This window comes from Novosphingobium sp. (assembly GCF_040398825.1).
Classification (GTDB): Bacteria; Pseudomonadota; Alphaproteobacteria; order Sphingomonadales; family Sphingomonadaceae; genus Novosphingobium.
In genome coordinates this window covers 1-19,613 of sequence record NZ_JBBATI010000031.1, presented here as the reverse complement: position 1 = coordinate 19,613, position 19,613 = coordinate 1, and the positions used below count along the sequence as shown (strand labels likewise).

Annotated in this window: 18 protein-coding genes and 1 tRNA gene; 15 read left to right on the top strand and 4 right to left on the bottom strand. The window is 63.5% G+C overall.

Annotated features, from left to right (window positions below; translation table 11 throughout):
* Positions 1 to 45: 45 nt before the first annotated feature.
* The gene (locus tag ABWP89_RS14315; protein WP_353230114.1) at positions 46 to 2,373 is read left to right on the top strand and encodes a ribonuclease R family protein; all 2,328 of its coding nucleotides are present in this window, start codon (positions 46 to 48) and stop codon (positions 2,371 to 2,373) included.
* 10 nt (positions 2,374 to 2,383) lie between these two features.
* Here the strand turns inward: ABWP89_RS14315 and ABWP89_RS14310 are convergent, their stop codons facing one another.
* A complete protein-coding gene (locus ABWP89_RS14310) occupies positions 2,384 to 2,881 on the bottom strand; it encodes a universal stress protein (protein ID WP_353230113.1) in 498 nt (165 codons plus the stop codon).
* Between the two features lie 255 nt (positions 2,882 to 3,136).
* On the opposite strand from ABWP89_RS14310, the gene ABWP89_RS14305 reads away from it, so the two are divergent.
* Complete coding sequence (locus ABWP89_RS14305) at positions 3,137 to 4,456, top strand: pyruvate dehydrogenase complex dihydrolipoamide acetyltransferase (protein WP_353230111.1); 1,320 nt, start codon at positions 3,137 to 3,139, stop codon at positions 4,454 to 4,456.
* Between the two features lie 44 nt (positions 4,457 to 4,500).
* The gene (gene lpdA / locus ABWP89_RS14300; RefSeq protein ID WP_353230110.1) at positions 4,501 to 5,913 is read left to right on the top strand and encodes a dihydrolipoyl dehydrogenase; all 1,413 of its coding nucleotides are present in this window, start codon (positions 4,501 to 4,503) and stop codon (positions 5,911 to 5,913) included.
* Positions 5,914 to 5,943: 30 nt separating this feature from the next.
* Here the strand turns inward: lpdA and ABWP89_RS14295 are convergent, their stop codons facing one another.
* Entirely contained in the window at positions 5,944 to 8,160 is a 2,217-nt protein-coding gene (locus ABWP89_RS14295) for a putative bifunctional diguanylate cyclase/phosphodiesterase (RefSeq protein ID WP_353230108.1), read from the bottom strand.
* A 277-nt stretch (positions 8,161 to 8,437) separates the two neighbouring features.
* Between ABWP89_RS14295 and ABWP89_RS14290 the strand changes: the two genes are divergently transcribed.
* Positions 8,438 to 8,935, top strand: coding sequence for a hypothetical protein (locus ABWP89_RS14290; RefSeq protein ID WP_353230106.1), 498 nt, complete (start codon positions 8,438 to 8,440; stop codon positions 8,933 to 8,935).
* A gap of 52 nt (positions 8,936 to 8,987) precedes the next feature.
* On the top strand, positions 8,988 to 9,680 hold the full coding sequence (locus tag ABWP89_RS14285) for a hypothetical protein (protein WP_353230104.1): 693 nt from the start codon (positions 8,988 to 8,990) through the stop codon (positions 9,678 to 9,680).
* Positions 9,681 to 9,778: 98 nt separating this feature from the next.
* On the opposite strand, the gene ABWP89_RS14280 is transcribed toward ABWP89_RS14285, so the two are convergent.
* Positions 9,779 to 9,868 (bottom strand) — tRNA-Ser (locus ABWP89_RS14280).
* A gap of 307 nt (positions 9,869 to 10,175) precedes the next feature.
* On the opposite strand from ABWP89_RS14280, the gene ABWP89_RS14275 reads away from it, so the two are divergent.
* The 10 genes from ABWP89_RS14275 to ABWP89_RS14230 all read left to right on the top strand — a co-directional run bounded on the left by ABWP89_RS14275 (position 10,176) and on the right by ABWP89_RS14230 (position 19,058).
* Positions 10,176 to 11,168 (top strand): lytic murein transglycosylase, encoded by a 993-nt coding sequence (locus ABWP89_RS14275; RefSeq protein ID WP_502915299.1) that lies wholly within the window; start codon positions 10,176 to 10,178, stop codon positions 11,166 to 11,168.
* Positions 11,152 to 12,309 (top strand): SPOR domain-containing protein, encoded by a 1,158-nt coding sequence (locus ABWP89_RS14270; RefSeq protein ID WP_353230103.1) that lies wholly within the window; start codon positions 11,152 to 11,154, stop codon positions 12,307 to 12,309. The genes ABWP89_RS14275 and ABWP89_RS14270 overlap by 17 nt, the downstream gene beginning before the upstream one ends.
* 71 nt (positions 12,310 to 12,380) lie before the next feature.
* Positions 12,381 to 13,610, top strand: coding sequence for a D-alanyl-D-alanine carboxypeptidase family protein (locus tag ABWP89_RS14265; protein ID WP_353230101.1), 1,230 nt, complete (start codon positions 12,381 to 12,383; stop codon positions 13,608 to 13,610).
* The gene (tmk, locus tag ABWP89_RS14260) at positions 13,607 to 14,245 is read left to right on the top strand and encodes a dTMP kinase (protein WP_353230099.1); all 639 of its coding nucleotides are present in this window, start codon (positions 13,607 to 13,609) and stop codon (positions 14,243 to 14,245) included. Before ABWP89_RS14265 ends, tmk begins: the two co-directional genes overlap by 4 nt.
* Positions 14,242 to 15,204 carry a DNA polymerase III delta subunit-related protein gene (locus ABWP89_RS14255; RefSeq protein WP_353230098.1) on the top strand — a complete coding sequence of 321 codons (963 nt, stop codon included), beginning with the start codon at positions 14,242 to 14,244 and terminating at the stop codon, positions 15,202 to 15,204. The genes tmk and ABWP89_RS14255 overlap by 4 nt, the downstream gene beginning before the upstream one ends.
* 33 nt (positions 15,205 to 15,237) lie before the next feature.
* Positions 15,238 to 16,821 (top strand): methionine--tRNA ligase, encoded by a 1,584-nt coding sequence (gene metG / locus ABWP89_RS14250; RefSeq protein WP_353230096.1) that lies wholly within the window; start codon positions 15,238 to 15,240, stop codon positions 16,819 to 16,821.
* On the top strand, positions 16,821 to 17,597 hold the full coding sequence (locus ABWP89_RS14245) for a TatD family hydrolase (protein WP_353230095.1): 777 nt from the start codon (positions 16,821 to 16,823) through the stop codon (positions 17,595 to 17,597). Before metG ends, ABWP89_RS14245 begins: the two co-directional genes overlap by 1 nt.
* Positions 17,594 to 18,361, top strand: a complete 768-nt coding sequence (locus ABWP89_RS14240; RefSeq protein ID WP_353230093.1) for an MBL fold metallo-hydrolase — start codon at positions 17,594 to 17,596, stop codon at positions 18,359 to 18,361. The genes ABWP89_RS14245 and ABWP89_RS14240 overlap by 4 nt, the downstream gene beginning before the upstream one ends.
* A gap of 2 nt (positions 18,362 to 18,363) precedes the next feature.
* Entirely contained in the window at positions 18,364 to 18,549 is a 186-nt protein-coding gene (locus ABWP89_RS14235) for a hypothetical protein (protein ID WP_353230152.1), read from the top strand.
* 209 nt (positions 18,550 to 18,758) lie between these two features.
* Positions 18,759 to 19,058: a hypothetical protein gene (locus tag ABWP89_RS14230; RefSeq protein WP_353230092.1), complete on the top strand. Its 300-nt coding sequence runs from the start codon at positions 18,759 to 18,761 to the stop codon at positions 19,056 to 19,058.
* A 12-nt stretch (positions 19,059 to 19,070) separates the two neighbouring features.
* Here ABWP89_RS14230 and ABWP89_RS14225 read toward each other — a convergent pair.
* Positions 19,071 to 19,613, bottom strand: a 543-nt coding sequence (locus ABWP89_RS14225; protein WP_353230091.1) for a phage tail tip lysozyme, incomplete at its 5' end; no start/stop codon positions are given.

Below are 19,613 nucleotides of genomic sequence, written 5' to 3'. Positions count from 1 at the left end.
CGTCGCGGTTGCAAACCGGCGTCAGGGCGAGCATGGCCAGAACCAATGACCCGCATCCCACCCCCCGCCAGATTGCCCCAGGGCTTGCCGTCGCGCCAGCAGGTGCTTGATTTCATCGCCACCAGCGAAGAACCCGCCGGCAAGCGCGAGATTGCCAAGGCGTTCGGGCTGAAAGGCACCGAAAAGATCGCGCTGAAGGCCCTGTTGAAAGACATGGCCGAAGAAGGGCTGATCGATGGCAACCGCACAGCGTTTCACCGCATGGGCGGGATCCCGCGCGTCACCGTGCTGCGCGTGATCGAAATCGACGAAGGCGAACCGGTCGCGGTGCCCGATAACTGGCAGCCCGATGATGGCGGCGCGCCGCCGCGGCTGCGCGTGATGGAACCGCGCAAGGCCGGCGGGCGCCCTGGCACCAGAGCGGTGCCAGCGCTGCGCGTGGGCGACCGCGTGCTGGCCAGCAATGAGGAAACCGATGCGGGCTGGATCGCCATGCCGATCAAGGTTCTGCCGGCGATGGACGAACAAGTGCTGGGCGTGGTCGAGCTCGACGGTACTGGCAAAGGCTGGCTGGCGCCGGTGGACAAACGCGTGCGCCATTCGGTGCCGATTTCGGATCTGGGCGGCGCGGTCGCCGGGCAATTGGTCATGGCCGAACCGGCCGGACGCTCCCCGCGCGCAGGCGTCCGGGTCACCGCCGTGCTGGGCGATCCGCTGGCGCCGCGATCATTCAGCCTGATCGCCATCCACAAACACGGCATCCCGGTGGCCTTTGCTCAGGAGGCGCTGGATGAGGCGCAGCGCGCGGCCACGTTGCCCGTCGACGCCGACACGCGCGAAGACCTGACGCATCTGCCGATCGTGGCGATCGACCCCAGCGATGCGCGCGATCACGACGATGCGATCTGGGCCGAACCCGACGGCGCCGGCGGCTATCGCGCGGTGGTCGCCATCGCCGATGTCAGTTTTTACGTGCGTCCCGGCGGCGCGGTCGATCGTGAAGCGCGCAAGCGCGGCAATTCGGTCTATTTCCCCGACCGCGTGGTGCCGATGCTGCCGCATGTGCTGAGCGCGGATGTCTGCTCGTTGAAAGTGGGTGAGGCGCGCGCGGCAATGGCCTGCCACCTGACGATCGATGCGCGCGGGCAGGTGACCGCCTGGCGGTTTACCCGTGCGCGGGTGCAGATTGCCGAAGTCATCGCCTATGAGGATGCGCAGGCGCGCATCGATGGTGGCACCGCCGCGCCGCATCTGGCGCATTTGTGGGGCGCGTGGAAATTGCTGGATGCGGCGCGGTCGGCGCGCGATCCGCTGGCGCTGGAGCTGCCGGAACGGCGCGTGGTGCTGGATGAAGCGGGGCGGATTGCCGAAATCGCGGTGCGCGAACGGCTCGATTCGCACCGCGTGGTCGAAGATTTCATGATCGCCGCCAATGTCGCCGCGGCCAAGGCGCTGGAGGCCAAAGTGGCCCCGGTGGTCTATCGTATCCACGAAGCGCCCAGCCGCGAAAAGCTGATCGCGCTCAAGGATTACCTCGCTACGTTTGGCCGAAAACTGGCACTGGGGCAGGTGGTTACGCCATCGCTATTTAACCGCATCCTGAAAGACGTGACGGATGAGGCGGAAAAGCTCTTGGTGATGGAGGCGGTGCTGCGCAGCCAGACCCAGGCCTATTACGGGCCGCGCAATGCCGGGCATTTCGGGCTGGCACTGGGCAGTTATGCCCACTTCACCTCGCCCATCCGGCGCTATTCCGACCTGCTGGTGCATCGCGCGCTGGTCGATGCCTATGCGCTGGAACAGCCGCGCCCGCCGGTGGAGGCTGATCTGCCGCCGACGTCTGGCCTGGCCGACCGTGACCGGGCCGATCTGGCGCGGATCAGCGACGCGATCAGCAAGACCGAGCGCCGCGCGATGGAGGCCGAACGCGATACCATCGATCGCTATGTTGCGGCCTGGTTGTCAGTGCGCGTGGGCGAAGTGTTTGAAACCCGCATCACGGGCGTGCAGAAATTCGGCCTGTTCGCCACTATCATCGGGCTGGGGGGTGACGGGCTGGTGCCGGTATCGACGCTGGGTGCCGAACGGTTTGGCTATGACGAAAAAATGCAGCGACTGATTGGTGAGCAGAGCGGCGAACAGTTTGCGATCGGCATGATCCTGAAACTGCGGCTGGCCGAGGCCAACCCGCTGACCGGGGCGATGAAATTCGAACCCGTTGACCTGCATGCCGGGGCCAGCGCGATCGAACGGCGGGGGCAACATCTGGCGCAGCGCGGCGAAAACGCCGGGCCAGGCAAGCGCGTCGGCGCGCATCTGGCCGGAAAACGCGGCCGCCCGGGCAACATCCGCCACCAGGGGCGCAAGCGCTGAAGAGTGCAGATCAACTGACCGCGTCGATCCGTGCGGCATCAGTGCCGCCAGGCACGATCATCAGCACGCAGGGTAGCGTGCCGGCGGTGGCGGCAAAGTAGGTGGCGAGCGGGCCCGGGGATGATCCGGCCGCCGCGCCTATCACCAGCGCCGACACTTCATCATGGTCGCGCAGATAGGCCCGCACCACATCGGCACCGTCGCCCGATTTCACGACAATGGTCGGCACCAGCCCGGATTCGCTGGCCAGGCTGCCCGCCGCCACGCTCGCCAGCATTTCTGCCCGGTCGCGCGCCTCTTCCTCGATAGTGGCCTGAACCGATCCGAACGCCAGAAAATCCCCGCGCGGGACCAGCACCAGCATGTGCACCTGGGCCCCCGTGCGCAGCGCGCGGCGCGCAGCAAAGCGCAGCGCATGCGCAGATTCGGGGGTTTCATCGACGATCACCAGATAGACGCGCGGTTGTGCGCCGGTCTGCGGCGCCACGGTGCCTGGCATTTCCCCCATTGAATTATCCTTCTACGGCGGCGTGCCCCGGCATGCGGCGCGCCGCGCGGCGCGCGATGTCGTGGCGCGCGATGCCGTGGTGTAGTGCCTTGTTGCATAATTCGTATGCGAGGGAAACGCCAAGTGGCTTGACCTGTGGCACCATGTTAGTGAAATGGCGCAAAGGCTGAAAGTGTGGTTTTTTACCATATAGGTTACATTTGGCCAAAGTGCACACCTAAACTGCGATAATCCTGCCAGAACGGAACGCCCGCCATGCCGATTGCGATCAAGATGCCCGCACTTTCCCCCACCATGGAAGAAGGCACGCTGGCCAAATGGCTGGTCAAGGCGGGCGACAAGGTGTCGTCGGGCGATATCCTGGCCGAGATCGAAACCGACAAGGCGACGATGGAGTTCGAGGCGGTTGACGAAGGCGTGATCGTGTCGATCGATGTTGGTGAAGGCAGCGAAGGGGTAAAAGTCGGCACGGTGATCGCGACGATCGCCAGCGAAGACGAAGAAGCCCCGGCCAGGGCCACGACTGTTGCGCCAGCAACCGCGCCGGCAGCGCCGGCAGCGCCGGTCGCAATCCCGGCGCCGGTTGCCGCACCAGTCATACCCGCCACGGCCCCCGCGCCAGCGGCTCCCCCTGCAGCAGCAGGGGCACGCGTGCTGGCCAGCCCGCTGGCCAAGCGGATCGCGCAGGCAAAGGGCATCGATCTGTCCACTGTTTCCGGCAGCGGACCCAATGGCCGGATCGTGCGCGCCGATCTTGACGCCGCGCCAGCCGCAGCGCCAGTGGTCGCCGCTCAGGCACCGGCGCCGGCACCGGCACCTGCGCCAGTTGCCGCCACGCCACCCACGGCAGTGGCGCCGACACCGGCGCCGGTGCCCGATTTCGGCATTCCCTATACCGCGTCGAAGCTCAACAACGTGCGCAAGACGATTGCGCGCCGCCTGACCGAAGCCAAGCAGACCATTCCGCATATCTATCTGACCGTCGATGTCCGGCTTGATGCCCTGCTGAAACTGCGTGGGCAGCTCAACGCCGCACTCGCGCCGCAGGGGATCAAACTGTCGGTCAACGATCTGGTGATCAAGGCGCTGGCCAAGGCGCTGGAACGCACGCCGAAATGCAATGTCAGCTTTGCCGGCGATGAATTGCGCAGTTTCAGCCGGGTCGACATTTCAGTGGCGGTCGCCGCGCCGTCGGGCCTGATTACGCCGATCATTGTCGATGCCGGGTCAAAATCGGTGTCCGCCATCGCCACCGAGATGAAGGCGCTGGCAGCCAAGGCGCGCGACGGCAAATTGCAGCCGCACGAATACCAGGGCGGCACCGCCAGCCTGTCCAACCTGGGCATGTACGGCATCAAATCGTTCGATGCGGTTATCAATCCGCCGCAGGCGATGATCCTGGCGGTCGGCGCGGGTGAGGCGCGGCCATGGGTGGTCGATGGCGCGCTGGCGGTGGCGACGGTGATGTCGGTCACTGGCAGTTTTGACCACCGCGCGATCGATGGCGCCGATGGTGCGGAATTGATGCAGGTGTTCAAGGCATTGGTGGAAGATCCGCTGGCGCTGGTCGCCTGATCGGGTGTGCCGCACCGCACTGACATGATATCAAGGAGTTGAGCGTGGCTGACAGCTATGACGTGATCGTGCTTGGATCGGGGCCGGGCGGCTATGTGGCGGCGATCCGCGCTGCGCAATTGGGCCTGAAAACCGCGATTGTCGAACGCGAAAACCTGGGCGGGATCTGCCTCAACTGGGGCTGCATCCCGACCAAGGCGCTGTTGCGATCGGCCGAAGTGTTTCACCAGATGCAGCATGCCAGGGCCTATGGCCTGGCCGCCGACAATGTGCGTGCCGATCTGGGCGCGGTGGTGGCGCGGTCACGCGGTGTGGCCAAACAGCTGAACCAGGGCGTGACCCACCTGATGAAGAAGAACAAGATCACCGTGCATATGGGCACCGGCGTGATCAGCGGTGCGGGCACGGTCGATGTCACCAGCGAAAAGGGTACGGTTGCACTGACCGGCAAACATATCATCGTCGCCACCGGTGCACGTGCGCGCGATCTGCCGTTCGCCCCGGCCGACGGCAACCGCGTGTGGACCTATCGCCACGCAATGACGCCAAAGGAATTGCCGTCAAAGCTGCTGGTGATCGGTTCGGGCGCGATCGGCATCGAATTTGCAAGCTTTTACAATGATATGGGCAGCAAGGTTACGGTGGTGGAAATGCTCGACCGGGTCGTGCCGGTCGAGGATGCGGACGTTTCCGCATTTCTGGAAAAGGCACTGACCAAACAGGGCATGACCGTGCTGACCGGATCGGGCGTTGAAACGATCGCGGTGGATGCCGAGGGCGTGACCGCGCGGATCAAACGCAAGGACGGCACCATGGTCGACGAACGGTTCAGCCATGTCATCGTCGCGGTGGGGATTGTGCCCAATACCGAAGCGATCGGGCTGGAGGCGGCGGGCATCGCCACCACACGCGGGATCATCGCCACGGACGCCTATGGCCGCACCAGTGCGCCAGGCGTGTGGGCGATCGGCGATGTGACGCCGGGGCCCTGGCTGGCGCACAAGGCCAGCCACGAAGGTGTGATCGTGGCGGAATCGATCGCGGCGGAACTGGGCAACAAGGATGTCCACCCGCACCCGATGGACCGTGGCAACATCCCGGGCTGTACCTATTGCCATCCGCAGATCGCCAGCGTCGGCATGACCGAGGCGGCGGCCAATGCGGCCGGCCATACCGTGCGCGCCGGCACGTTTCCGTTCATCGGCAATGGCAAGGCAATCGCCCTGGGTGAAGCGGAAGGGTTTGTCAAAACCGTGTTCGACGCCACCACCGGCGAATTGCTGGGCGCGCACATGATCGGCGCCGAAGTGACCGAGATGATCCAGGGTTTTGTCATCGGCAGGACGCTGGAAACGACCGAAGCGGAATTGATGCACACGGTGTTTCCGCACCCGACCATCAGCGAATCGATGCACGAATCGGTGCTGGCCGCCTATGGCCGCGCCATCCATATCTGACTCATTTCCGGCGCAACACGCCGGGAAGGGCTAACCCGGATTGCGTTGCGTACCCCGGTTGGCCATGCCGAACCGTGGCATGCTGATCTTGCCGGTAGCCAGCAACCCGGCCTGCTTGGTCAGGAATTCTTCGGAATTTTTGGGCACGCCGGCGGCGGACAGATGGTGCGGCAGGAACCGGTGCCGGGTGCACAGACCGCCGTTGCCGTCGCTGACCAGTTCGCGTTCAAACCGGATGCCTTGTGCGGATTCGCGTGACCGCATGACCGTGGCCAGTTCGAACTGGCCTTCGCCGAAATCGACCATGAACGGCGTGCCGACCGGCACCTCCAGCAGCCCTTCGATCAGCGCGCCGGTCAGCGACAGGTTGCGCAAGGTTACCGGATAATAGTGGTCTTCGTGAATGACCCCGATGGTGCGGAACATCGCGCGACGTTCGGGGCGCTGGTGCGCCGGGCCTTCGGGTTTCAGCACCCAGGCGTCGGCCAGCAGGTTCTGGAACAGAACATCCACCGCGACCGGCTTGCCGAAGATATAGCCCTGGACATGGCCGATCTTCAGATCGCGGACCATCGTCAGCTGGTCAAACGATTCAACCCCTTCGGCAATCGTGTCCATGCCCAGCGCATCGGCCAGCGCGACAATCGCGCTGATGATCGCGCGGTTGCGGTTGCTGTTGCTGGTGGCGCCGCGGATAAAGCTCTGGTCGATCTTGATTTTGTCGAACGGCGCGTTCTGCAGATAGGACAAGCTGGAATAGCCGGTGCCGAAATCGTCGAGCACCAGCCGCACGCCAAGGCCTTTCAAAGCCTTGAACATCGCATCTGTCGCCGCGCCTTCCTGCAGGAACACGCTTTCGGTGATTTCCAGTTCCAGCCGGTCGGGATCAAGCCCGGTCGATGACAGCGCCATCGCCACGACTTTGGGAAATGTCTGGTCGGCAAATTGTACCGGTGACACGTTGACCGCCACCCGCACCTGACCGGGCCATTGCACGGCGTCTTCGCAGGCCTTGCGCAGGATCCATTCGCCGATCCGGCAGATCATCGTCGATTCTTCGGCAATCGGGATGAACAGTGCAGGCGACAGCATGCCACGATCGGGGTGGTTCCAGCGCACCAGCGCCTCGGTCCCCACCACGCGGTTGCTCGCCACTTCGACCAGCGGTTGGTAATGCAGTTCGAATTCACCCTTGGCGAGCGCGTCGTGCATCGTTTCTTCAAGATGCCGGCGCTGTTCGGCGGTTTCCAGCATTTCGTTGGAATAGAACCGGAACCGGCCGCGCCCCGAATGTTTGGCGGCATAGAGCGCGAGATCGGCGTTGCGCACCAGATTGTCGACGGTTTCGCCATCATAGGGGCTGACCGCGATGCCGACCGACGCGCCGATCGTGCAACGATCGCCATCGATGGTATAGGGTTCGGACAACATGGTGATGATGCGGCCCGCCAGATCGCCCAGCCGGCCGCGGTCTTCGACATCGGGCAGGATGACCTGAAATTCGTCACCACCCAGCCGGCTGATGCGTTCCTTGTCACCAACCACCAGGATCAGGCGTTGCGCCACCTGTTTCAGCAGCGCATCGCCCACGGCATGGCCCAGCGTATCGTTGACCTGTTTGAACCGGTCGAGATCGATCAGCATGACCGAACAGGGCCGCCCTTGCGGTGCAAACGCGGCGAACGTGCGTTCCAGCAGATCGGCCATGCGACGGCGGTTTGACAATCCGGTCAGCGCGTCGGTGGTGGCCAGTTGCGATGCCTCTTCGGCGCTTTGGCGTTCGCTGGTCACGTCCACCAGATGGCCGCGAAAACCGGCAAAGCCGCCGTCGGGGCCAGGAATCGGCACGCCCGATACCGACCACAGCGTTTCGCGTTCATGGTCCCTGCCACCATCGCTGGTGCTGGCCTTGGTACGCGCGATCACGCCTTCAAAATGGCCTTTGCGCGCAAACACAAAGGGCAGCGTGCGCTGCCCGTCGATCCCGGCGCGTGGCGGCACGAACAGGTTCAGGAATTCCTTGCCATCGGCGTAATCGCCTTGCACCAGTGGCTTGCGCACCGCAGGCGACAGATAGGTCAGCTTGCCCGCGGCATCAGTCGACCACAGTCCGCCCAGGTTGAGCGATTCCAGCGCCGCGCACATCTCTTCTGCGTCCGACCCCGACAACCCGCTGGTGCGCGGTGGCGCGCTCCGCTGCGGGGCAGCGGCCATCTGGGTTTTGAAGCGCGAATACAGGTTTGCCACAAGGTTTCCGCAGTTACGATCGGCATGATCAACGTGGCAGTTACCACCGGGCATCTTTCAATTACGTAAAACATCCCCAAAGTTGGTGCACGCCGGGCGTGGCGAGCATCGGATCGCGCCGTAAGCCAGGGCGTCGCATGTCTGCCAGCATTGCGCGTTGCCCCGTCGTGACGGGAAGATTGCGACCGGGCGGGACCAAAATTCACGGATCTGTCGAAAAATTGTCACGTTCATTGGCGAAGGAGCGTGCTCGCCTTGGTCAACGACAGGAATCGCCATGAACACTTTGCGCAAACATGCTGCCATGGCCGTGGCCGCAGCCGGCACGCTGATCGCAGCGCCAGCGGCCCTGGCCGCAACCAACAACGCTGAAACGATCAACATGGTCTGCAAATTTCAGCCCTTCGACGGATTCACCGATGTTGAGGTGATCTGGGTCAATACCGCGACCAGCCAGGTGAAATCGGTCTTGTCGCTGCAAAATCGCCCGGGCATGCACAACCTGAACGGCGGCGGCAATGTTGAGGACGCTCTGGCCCGCGCCAGAATGCCACGTCAGGTCAAGACCTGGCCCGCGACGATCACCGCCACCACGATCAGCTGGACCAGCGATGGCGGCACCCCGCGCCCGGCCACCATCAACCGCCAGACCGGCATGATGACCTGGTCCACCCCGCAGGACCCGACACCACCCAACAAGGGCACTGCGCAATGCACCAAAGGCGATCTGGCGTTGCCGACGCCAGTTTCACCGGCAGCCGCGGTCAAGAAGTGACGAACCGCAGGCGCCCCGCTCTTGTTATGACAATGCCTTGTTATGCAAACGATTGGAGGATCACGTGATTTGGTCAAGACGCGCGTTTCTTGAAAGCGGCTTTGCTGTGGTGCTGGTGGCGGGATTAGCCAGGCCTGCCTTTGCCAAAGCGTTTTCGGCGGCCGACTGGTCACAGCTTGGCCCCTATGCCCGCGATATTGCCAATGGCCTGGACCATGCCATAACCGCCATGCAGCAAAAGCCTGTCATCAAACTGACCGGAAACGATCTGCTCTTTACAACCTCGGCCCACGCCCGGTTGAAAGAGGTCCTGCGCATTTTCAACACGATCCGTATCGAAAGCGGTGAATTCCCCGTCACCGCCGAAGCCTATCGCGAGATATGGCGCCAACTGACCAAAAATGGCACTGAAACGCCAAGCCATGATCAGGGCGAGGCCTTGAAGGTGGCCTGGATCAACGTGCTTGATTTTCTTCGTCAGTGCCTTGCCGATATCAAGGGTGCGATGGGCGAGATCGCGGGCGACGAGAAGGATGCGGCGGTATCGGCGGCCGATCGTGCATTCGATGCGGTTTTTGCCGACCAGACCGGTCTGCTGGCAAAACTGCACGCACTGCCCGCACCGTCGACACGGGCCGAGATCGATGCGCTGGCCAGCACCGATGAAGCGTTCAACCGGTTGCGCACGGTCCTGCGTACCGCAATCGATGCCCTGGGCAAGCGGCTTGACCACGAAGCCAGTTGAGACCCCGCGGTTTTCATTCCTGTCCGCCTGCCACCGCGTGTACCGGGGCGGGCGGACACACCGCGACTTCAGCGGTGTTGCAGCGACCACGTTGAAATTGGCGGACAGGGTGGGATTCGAACCCACGGTGGGCTTGCACCCACGGCGGTTTTCAAGACCGCTGCCTTAAACCACTCGGCCACCTGTCCGTGCACAACGGCCAGGGCCTTGGCCCTGACTTTGCGTGTTTCAGGCCGCCGTCGATAGTTCCACCGGCGATGAAGGCAAGTGGTTTTCGCAAGAGTCTGTTTCGAAGGCGCCACCCACCGCCCCGGGGTGGTTTTGGTTATTCTCCCGCCGGATCAACATCAGGGTTTCACACCGGCCCTGCGTTGTGCGACAAGCCGGGGCATGATGCGTGTCGTTCACAGGCTTGCCCCGGCGCTGACCATACTATCCGCATTGCTGGTGCCGGGGGCCACTGCCGGCGGCCAGCCCATGGTTACGCCCGCGCCGATGGTTGCGCCCGCGCCAACGATATCCCGGCCTGTCATTGCCGGGCAGATGGGTTTTGGGACCTTTCTGCAAGCGCTGGCGGAACGGGCGCGCGGCGAAGGGGTGCGCGAATCGACGATTCACGCGGTGGTCGACACGCTGTCCTATGATCCCGAAGTGGTGTGGCACGACCGCAGCCAGCCCGGGGGTACACCGGGGGCGATCCCGCGTTTCGAACCCTATCGCCGCAATCATGTCGATGCCGGGCGGATCGCGCGCGGTCGGGTGCTGTATGGCGCATCCGCACCGCTGATCGCACAGATTGAGGCGCGCTATGGCGTGCCCGGCCCGATCGTGCTGGCGATCTGGGGGCATGAAAGCAATTACGGCAGCTTTACCGGTACCTATGATCTGCCCCGCGCGATCGCCTCGCTCGCTTATGAAGGGCGGCGGCGCGAACTGTTTTCGCAGGAATTCATCGCCCTGCTGAAAATGATCGATCGTGGTGTGCCGCGCTGGCGGCTGCAGGGCAGCTGGGCGGGCGCGTTTGGCAATCCGCAATTCCTGCCCAGCGTCTATCTGCGCGTGGCGCAGGATGCCGATGGAGACGGGCTGGCCGATATCTGGACCAACCGGGCCGACACCCTGGCATCGATTGCCAATTATTTTCGTGATGCCGGCTGGCGACGAGGCGAACCGTGGGGAATCGCGGTCACTGTGCCGGCCGGGTTCGACCGCGTCGCGCAGGCCAACCATATGAACAGCCCACGCTGTCCGCAGGTGTTTGTGCGCCATTCGCGCTGGCATACGATCGCCGAATGGCGCGCACTGGGGCTGGCCCCGGCGCGTGGGCCCTGGCCCGATGACCATGTCCAGGCGACTTTGCTGGAGCCCGATGGGCCCGGACGCCCGGCCTGGCTGCTAACCGGAAATTATCGGGTTATCCTTGATTACAACTGTTCGAATTTTTACGCCCTTTCGGTAGGATTGCTCGCCGATGAAATCAGTCACTAGCACTCTGGCCCGGCTGGCCTGCGCATCGGCGTGGGCCGGTCTGGTACTGGCGCCGGCAGGGGCGCAGGCCGCCGGTCGCACCCGCCCGCCCGCATCACCCGCAGCCCTGGCCGCAACGGCGCTGGGGCCAGAGGGCGATTATCCGGTGACCATCGGCGATCCCTATGTCATCGGCGGGGTCACCTATACGCCTGCCGACACGCTGAATTACGATGCGGTGGGTTTTGCGCATGCCGGCAGCGATGGTGCGGGCATCAGCGGCGCGCACCATGCGCTGCCATTGCCCTGTTATGTTGAGGTGACCGCGCTCGATTCGGGGCGCACGGTGCTGGTGCGCCTGGACCGGCGCGGGCCGATGTCGGGCAAACAGCTGATCGAACTGTCGCCCGCAGCCTGGGCACAATTGGGGCTGCCATCCAGCGCCGATGCCGCGGTGCGAGTGCGCCGGGTCAACCCGCCAGAGGCCGAACGCGCGCTGCTGCGGCAGGGCAACCGTGCGCCCGATCGCATGGAAACCCCGCCCGGGCTGTTGACCGCGCTGCGCCGCAAGCTGGGTGTGGCGACGCCGGTGACCCCGGATGAGCCACCATCGGTCGCGCTGGCAGGCGTGCCGGCGCAAGGTACGGCCATGCCCCGGCAGGTATCGACTCCCCGGCAGGTATCGACTCCCCGCCAGGTATCGACGCCGCGCCCATCACCCGCGCCCCGGCCCGTGGCGCAGGCGCGCCCTGCCGCCCTGCCGCATCAGGACCCGATTATACCCGTTGCCCCGGTGGCAAAGCAGCCCGCACCACCGCCAGCACCGCCCCCGGTAGCGGGCTCGCCGCCGTTGGTGGTCGCGGCACCTGCCACCAAACCGGTTGCGCCACATCACGAACCGGCAAAACCGGCCGAGCCAGCCACCGTCGCCCCACCGGCCGCAACAACCACACCGGCAAAGCGGTTGTGGGTGCAGGTCGCGGCCTTTTCATCGCGCGAACGGGCGCAAAAGGCGGCGGCACAGGTTGGCGGCAAGGTTGAACCCGCCGGAAAGCTGTGGCGCGTACGGATTGTTGCGGTGGGTGACGATCAGGCCCGCGCCGCACTGGCGAAGGCGAAGCAGTCGGGCTATGCCGGTGCGATCATCCTGCACCACGATTGATCGCGGGCAGGGCGCCCAGGGTCGGTGATGCGACGCTACAGTTGTAAAAGCATGCCAAAGTCGACCCGCCCATGATCCTGCCGCATTCACCGATTGTCCGCCCGTCTGCCCGTGCGCCACACCGCCGGGCATGCGCTGTACTGGCCGTGATGCTGGTGTGCCTGCCGGTGGCCGCGCTGGCGCGCCGCAGCCCGGCACCGCCGGCCGACCCCACGGTGATGCCCGATATCACCGCGCCGACCGCCTATATGGTCGATGTCAATTCGGGCCGCGTGCTGTTTTCGCGCGATGCGCACCGGCGGTTTGTGCCGGCATCGCTGACCAAGATCATGACCAGCTATGTCGCGTTCGAATTGATCGCAGCAGGAAAATTGAAGCTGGATCAAAGCTTTGAGATGCGAAACGAAACCTTTCGCAAATGGCACCGCGTGGGCAGCACGATGTTCCTGGGCAATGGCAGCCGCACCACGGTGGCCGACCTGCTGGAAGGTATCGTGACCGTATCGGCCAACGATGCCTGTGTTGTCCTGGCCGAAGGGATCGCCGGATCGGTTCCCGGCTTTACCGCGATGATGAACGACGCGGCAAAGCAATTGGGCCTGCGCGACACGCATTACAACACGCCCAATGGCTGGATGGATGAAGGTCAAACCTATGTTTCGGCGGCCGATCTGGCCACGCTGGCCACCGCGCTGATCACCCGCCATCCCGATCTCTATCACCGGTTTTACGGCCACGATCGCGCCGAATTCAACGGTATTGCACAGGCCAATCACAATCCGCTGTATGGCCACACCCCCGGTGCCGACGGGGTAAAGACCGGCTTTACCGGAGAGGCAGGCTATGGCTTTGTCGGGTCTGTGGTGCGCGCTGACCGTCGGATCATCTTTGTGCTGGGTGGTTATGGCCGCCCCAACGATCGCGCACAGCAATCGCGCCAATTTGCCGAATGGGGCTTTGCCGCATGGGATTCGCATCCGATTGCGCCGGCCGGCGCCAGCCTGGGCACCGCGCGGGTGCAGGGCGGCACCGTGCGCAGCGTCAATCTGGTTGTCCCGCACGCCTATGCCATCGCCACGCCGCACGGGGTGCCCCCGCAATACACGCTGGCCGTGCGGTACAAGGCGCCACTGACCGCGCCGATCGCACAGGGTGCCCCGGTGGCCAGCCTGATCGTGCGCGCGCCCGGGCAGCCGATTCAGCATCTGCCGCTGGTGGCGGCGCGCGCGATCGCCAGCGGCGGTGTGTTTGACCGCTTGCGCGATGGTCTGGCGGCGATGACCGGCGCGGTGCAACCATGATTGCGCCGCCCGCACAGCCTGGCCGGTTTATCGCGCTGGAAGGCGGGGAAGGGGTGGGCAAATCGACCCAGCTCAAAATGCTTTCCGCCGCGTTGCGCGCGCGCGGCATGGCGGTAGTGACCACGCGTGAACCGGGGGGCACGCCCGGCGCCGAACAGATCCGCGCGATGCTGCTCGATACCGCCGGCGACGGCTGGGGCCCGCGGGCAGAGGCGCTGTTGTTTGCCGCCGCGCGTGCCGACCATGTCGATCGCCTGATCCGCCCGGCATTGCTGCGCGGGGAATGGGTGCTGACCGACCGTTTTCTCGATTCGAGCCGGGCCTATCAGGGCGGCGGCAGCGGCCTGGACGATGGCGACATTCTGGCCCTGCATGCCATCGGCAGCGCAGGCCTGCTGCCCGATCGCACCGTGCTGCTGGAATGTGATCCGGCGCAGGCGGCCGCACGGCTGGCCTTGCGCGATCACGGGCAAAACGACCGCATCGGCGGCCGCGATACCGCCTATCACGCGCGCGTGGCCGCCGCGTTCCGCCGCTTTGCCAATGCCGACCCGCAGCGGTTTGCGATCATCGATGCCGGTGGCACGCCCGATGCCGTGCACGCCCGCGTGCTGTCGGCGCTGGCAGACCTGTGACGCTGCTGGGCCACGATGCGGTATGGCGCGAATGGCATGCTGCGCGCGGCGGCCGGCGGATGCACCATGCATGGATGCTGGTCGGACGCGAAGGGCTGGGCAAAGCCAGTTTTGCCCGCGCCGCGGCCAGCGAACTGGTGGCCGAACCGGCCGTGGTGCAACCGGCATATGACCACCACCCCGATATTCACACGCTGATTCCGCTGCCCGCCAACGAAGACGAAGCCAAAAAGCGCGATGACGGCAAACCCTTTGCCACCAAACGCAATATCAGCGTGGATCAGGTGCGCGGCATGCAGCGGCGCCTGGTGACGCGGCCGACGCTGGGCGCGCGCCGGGCGGTGGTGATCGATGCGGCTGATTTGCTGGAAACCGCCGCCGCCAATGCCTTGCTGAAAAGTCTTGAGGAACCACCGCAAGGCACATTCTTTTTGCTGATCGTACACCAGCTCGGCCGGTTGTTGCCGACCATCCGGTCACGCTGCCAGGTGTTGCGGTTTCACCCGCTGGATGCGCAGGACATGGGGCGGGCGCTGGATCTGCTCGCACCAGGGATTGACGCATTGACGCGTGATGCGGCGATCGCGGTGGGGGCAGGCGCGCCGGGCGCAGGCCTGGCGTTTGCCGAACAGGACCTCGGCCGGGTGTGGCAATTGATGCACACACTGGTGGCGCGCGGCGATGCCGATCTGTCACTGCGGGCCGAACTGGCAGCGGCGATCGGCCAGCGGCCCGACCGCGACCGCCAGATGGCCGCGCTGACCGCGGCGCGCATGGTGCTGGTCGATGCGATGGGTACCGGCGATGCGCGCAGCCACGCCGCGCTGGCCGATGCCCATGTCGCGCTGGTGCGCCTGGCGCGTGAGGCGCCAACCTATAACTATGACCCCGGGTTGCTGATGCTGGAAATCGGTGCCTTGCTGGCAGGCGTGGCCCATACTAGGGGTGGGCGCAACTAAGCCAACCCGCGCCAACAGGAAGTGACCGTCCCGATGGGCGAACCCTATTACATTACCACCGCAATTTCCTATCCCAATGGCAAGCCGCACATCGGCCACGCCTATGAAGCGATCGCCGCCGATTGCATCGTGCGGTTCATGCGCTCGATCGGGCGCGATGCGCGGTTGCAGACCGGCACCGACGAACACGGGCTGAAAATGGCACAAAAGGCGCGTGACCTGGGCGTCACTGCGCGGCAATTGGCCGATGAAATGTCGCAACATTTCATAGATATGTGCGCGGCATTGAACATCGGCTATGATGTGTTTATTCGCACCACCGAACCGCGCCACCATGCCACCGTGCAGGAATTGTGGCGGCGGATGAAGGCCAATGGCGATCTGTACCTCGATCGCTATGAAGGTTGGTATTCCATTCGCGACGAGGCCTATTACGACGAAAGCGAACTGGTGCCGGGTGAGGGCGGGCAGAAACTGTCGCCCCAGGGCACGCCGGTTGAATGGACGGTGGAGGAAAGCTGGTTTTTCCGGCTGTCGCATTATGGCGACCGGTTGCTGGCGCATATCGCCGCCAACCCGCAATTCATTCAGCCCGACAGCCGCCGCAACGAAATCGTGCGGTTTATCGAGGGCGGCCTGCGCGACCTGTCGGTATCGCGCACCAGTTTTGACTGGGGCATCGCGGTACCGGTCGAACCGGGTGAGGGCGATGATCAGGCCCACGTGATGTATGTGTGGGTCGATGCGCTGACCAATTATCTGACCGGATTGGGCTGGCCCGACCAGACCGACGAATTCAAACGGTTCTGGCCGGCGGACCTGCACCTGATCGGCAAGGATATCGTGCGGTTCCACACGGTCTATTGGCCGGCATTTTTGCTGAGCGCAGGCGTAGCCTTGCCCAAACAGGTGTTTGGCCACGGGTTCCTGCTCAACCGTGGGCAAAAAGAATCCAAATCGCTGGGCAATGTGACCGATCCGATCGATCTGGCGGCCAGGTTCGGCGTTGATCCGCTGCGCTATTTCCTGATGCGTGAGGTCGTGTTTGGCCAGGACGGGTCGTATTCGCCAGAGGCAATCGCGCTGCGGTGCAATGCCGAACTGGCCAACAGCTATGGCAATCTGGTGCAGCGCACGCTGTCGATGATTTTCAAGAACTGCGATGGTGAACTGGGCATGTTTGCCAGCACCGACGCCGATGACACGCTGCTGGCGATCGTCGCGGGCGCCACGCGTGAAGAATTGCCGCGCGAATTTGCCGCGCTGAACTTTTCGGCCGGGATCGAGGCGTGGATGCGTGCCGTGTTCGCCTGCAACGCCTATGTTGATGAACAGGCGCCCTGGGCCCTTCGCAAGACCGATCCCGAACGGATGCGCGCGGTGCTGTACACGCTGTTCATGGCGATCCGCGACCTGACCATTGCCATTGCGCCGGTGGTGCCGGCCACGGCGGCCAAAGTGCTGGACCAGCTTGGCTTGCCAGTGGAGCAGCGCAGCATCACCGATCTGGGTCGTGCTGATTGGTATATGGCCCGCGTGGCCACTGGTGAACGCCTCGGCACGCCGGTAGCAGCGTTCCCGCGCATCGACCTCGCGCCCGAAGAAACCACCGCCTGATGCTGATCGATTCGCATTGCCACCTGAATTACAAAGGCCTGGCCGAACAGCAGGGTGATATCCTGGCGCGTGCACGCACACGCGGCGTGCGGGGTTTCCTGAACATTTCGACACGGCAAAGCGAATGGGCGGATGTGGTCGCCACCGCGCACCGCGAACCCGATGTGTGGGCCAGCGTCGGCATCCACCCGCATGAGGCTGATGGCCATGCTGATCTGGGCGCCGGCGTGTTGCGTGACGCCACCCATGATCCACGCGTGATTGCGATCGGCGAAACGGGGCTGGATTATTACTACGACCATTCCGACCGTGCGGTGCAACAGGCGCTGTTTCGCACCCATATCGGCGTGGCGCGCGAAACCGGCCTGCCGGTGATCATCCACACCCGCGATGCCGAAGCGGACACGCTGGCGATCCTGATCGACGAAATGGCCAGGGGCGCGTTCCCGGCGCTGATCCATTGCTTTACCGCGACCGCTGAATTCGGCCGGGCGGTGCTGGCGCTGGGGCTGACCATTTCGCTGTCGGGGATTGTTACATTCAAGAATGCCAAAGACCTCGCGGCGTTTGCTGTGGAAATACCTGAAGATCGGCTGCTGGTGGAAACCGATGCGCCGTTTCTGGCACCGATCCCGCATCGCGGACGCCTGTGTGAACCGGCGTTCGTTGCCGACACGCTGGACTGTGTGGCGCGGTTGCGCGGGGTCACACCAGCGGCGCTGGCAGAAACGACCGGCGCCAATTTTCGCGCGCTGTTTGCGAAAGCCGGCCTGTGAAGCTGATCATGCTCGGATCGGGCACATCGACCGGGGTGCCGCGCATCGGCAACGATTGGGGTGACTGCGACCCTGATGAGCCGCGCAACCGCCGCACGCGCGTGGCGATCGTGGTCGAAGGTGATGATGGTTCGCGTCTGCTGGTGGATACTCCACCCGATTTGCGCACGCAGTTGCTGGCCACGAACATCGGCCGGATCGATGGCGTGTTGTGGACGCACGATCACGCCGACCATACCCATGGCATCGATGATCTGCGCGCGCTGCGGATGGGCCGTGGTGCGCCATTGCCCAGTTACGCCGCCGATGAAACCGTGCGGCGCCTGCGCATGCGCTTTGGCTATGTGTTTGCCGGGCAATTCGGCTATCCGACAATTTGCACGATCGACAATCTGGACCGGGTGCGGATGGTCGGAGGTATCGGCGTGAGCCATTGCCAGATGCCGCACGGGCCAGCGCAATCAACCGCATACCGGTTTGATCAGGGCAGCAAATCAATCGGTTACGCCACAGACTTCAGTGAAATTACCGCTGATATGGTCGCGCTGTTCGATCGTGTCGACGTGCTGGTGGTTGATGCCCTGCGGCGCCATCCGCATCCGACGCATGCGCATCTGGCGATGGCGCTGGAACTGGTCGATGCCGCGCGGGTCGGCCATGCAATCCTGACACACCTGGATAAATCGATGGATTATCGTGCGCTGTGCGAGGAACTGCCGCCGCATACCGAACCGGGATATGACGGCCTGGAGCGTGTGTTGTGAGCATGGACGACTGGGTGCAAGTGATCGCCATAGTGATGGCGCTGACGCTGGTGCTTGGCGGCGGGATAACGCGAGGCTTTCGCATTCCGCGCAACGCGTGGCCCGCATTGGTGTGGATGGCGCTCGTCTGGTCGGGGATCATCGCGGCGGCGGCATTGGCGTTTCGGCATTTCCGGCCTGGCGGGTGACGGCTCAACCCGCACCCTATTTAACATAATCATTATTATCGAACTAACGGATTGTAAGCTCCAATTAGAAATGACGCACCTCCGCTACATATCCACTTCCGAGCAAGCTTGGCACGATACTCAAATGAAATTATTCGAAATTCACGACAAACAAGTTATGATGGTGACGAAGCAGTCTTGATGCGGAAAATGATCCAATGCGAAAGCGCATGAAATTTGTCTCGCTTGCCGTTTTCATGTTCGGGGGACTGGATTACCCAGTGGCCGCGCTGGCTGATCAGCCTCAACATATGAGTGCCGCGGTCAAAGCCTTGATCCGCAAGGAGGACTCACTTGACGAACGCTGCAGGGCCCCGGGAATGGATGCAAATGGTCGTATCTGCCTGTTGCGCGGCCGTATTTATTTAAAATTGGTGCACCTCGGCTGGTGCTGGGATACCGAAAAAATCGATGCACCGTACAAATATCGTCACTGGATGCACTGTTCTGCTGTCTGGACTGTTCCTTAAAACGCAAAATTTCTATTTGACCGGGATTTTATCGAGTGCACGCGCGACAGCATATCTATCTGCAGAATCTCGAAAGTTTTGTTTAGGTCTGACGACGTAATAAGAATACCCTGCCGCAAGGCTGGCCGCATCGGACCCAACCCGCTGAGCCAAAGCAAATGTATGCTTCTCGTTGTTGGTCAATTCGTAGACCTGATATTTGATTTGCTGGTCTGCGGTGGATTTTTCGATGGTAGTTCCGCTAAATTTTTTGAATAAGTCTTTGCGTGGACGATCGGTCAGCTGGAACAGGCCTTGGCCATGTCCGTTTTTGCCGCTTTGGGTAACGGAAGAATCCAAGCCACTTTCCAGTTCTGCGCTGGCCGCCAACGCTGCCGCGAGCGGTGCGGGCAATCCATATTTCTTGATGAGGGTGTCGCGAAAGTCGGCCGCATGTTTGGCGTGCAAGTCTGCAAGCCACAAACCGAGTGCTCCTGTTTGTCGTATTGCTGCCAAAACCTGGATCGTGTCCCAACGCGTGGTGTAGCTTTTCGGGGCCACCGCGATTTTCGGCGT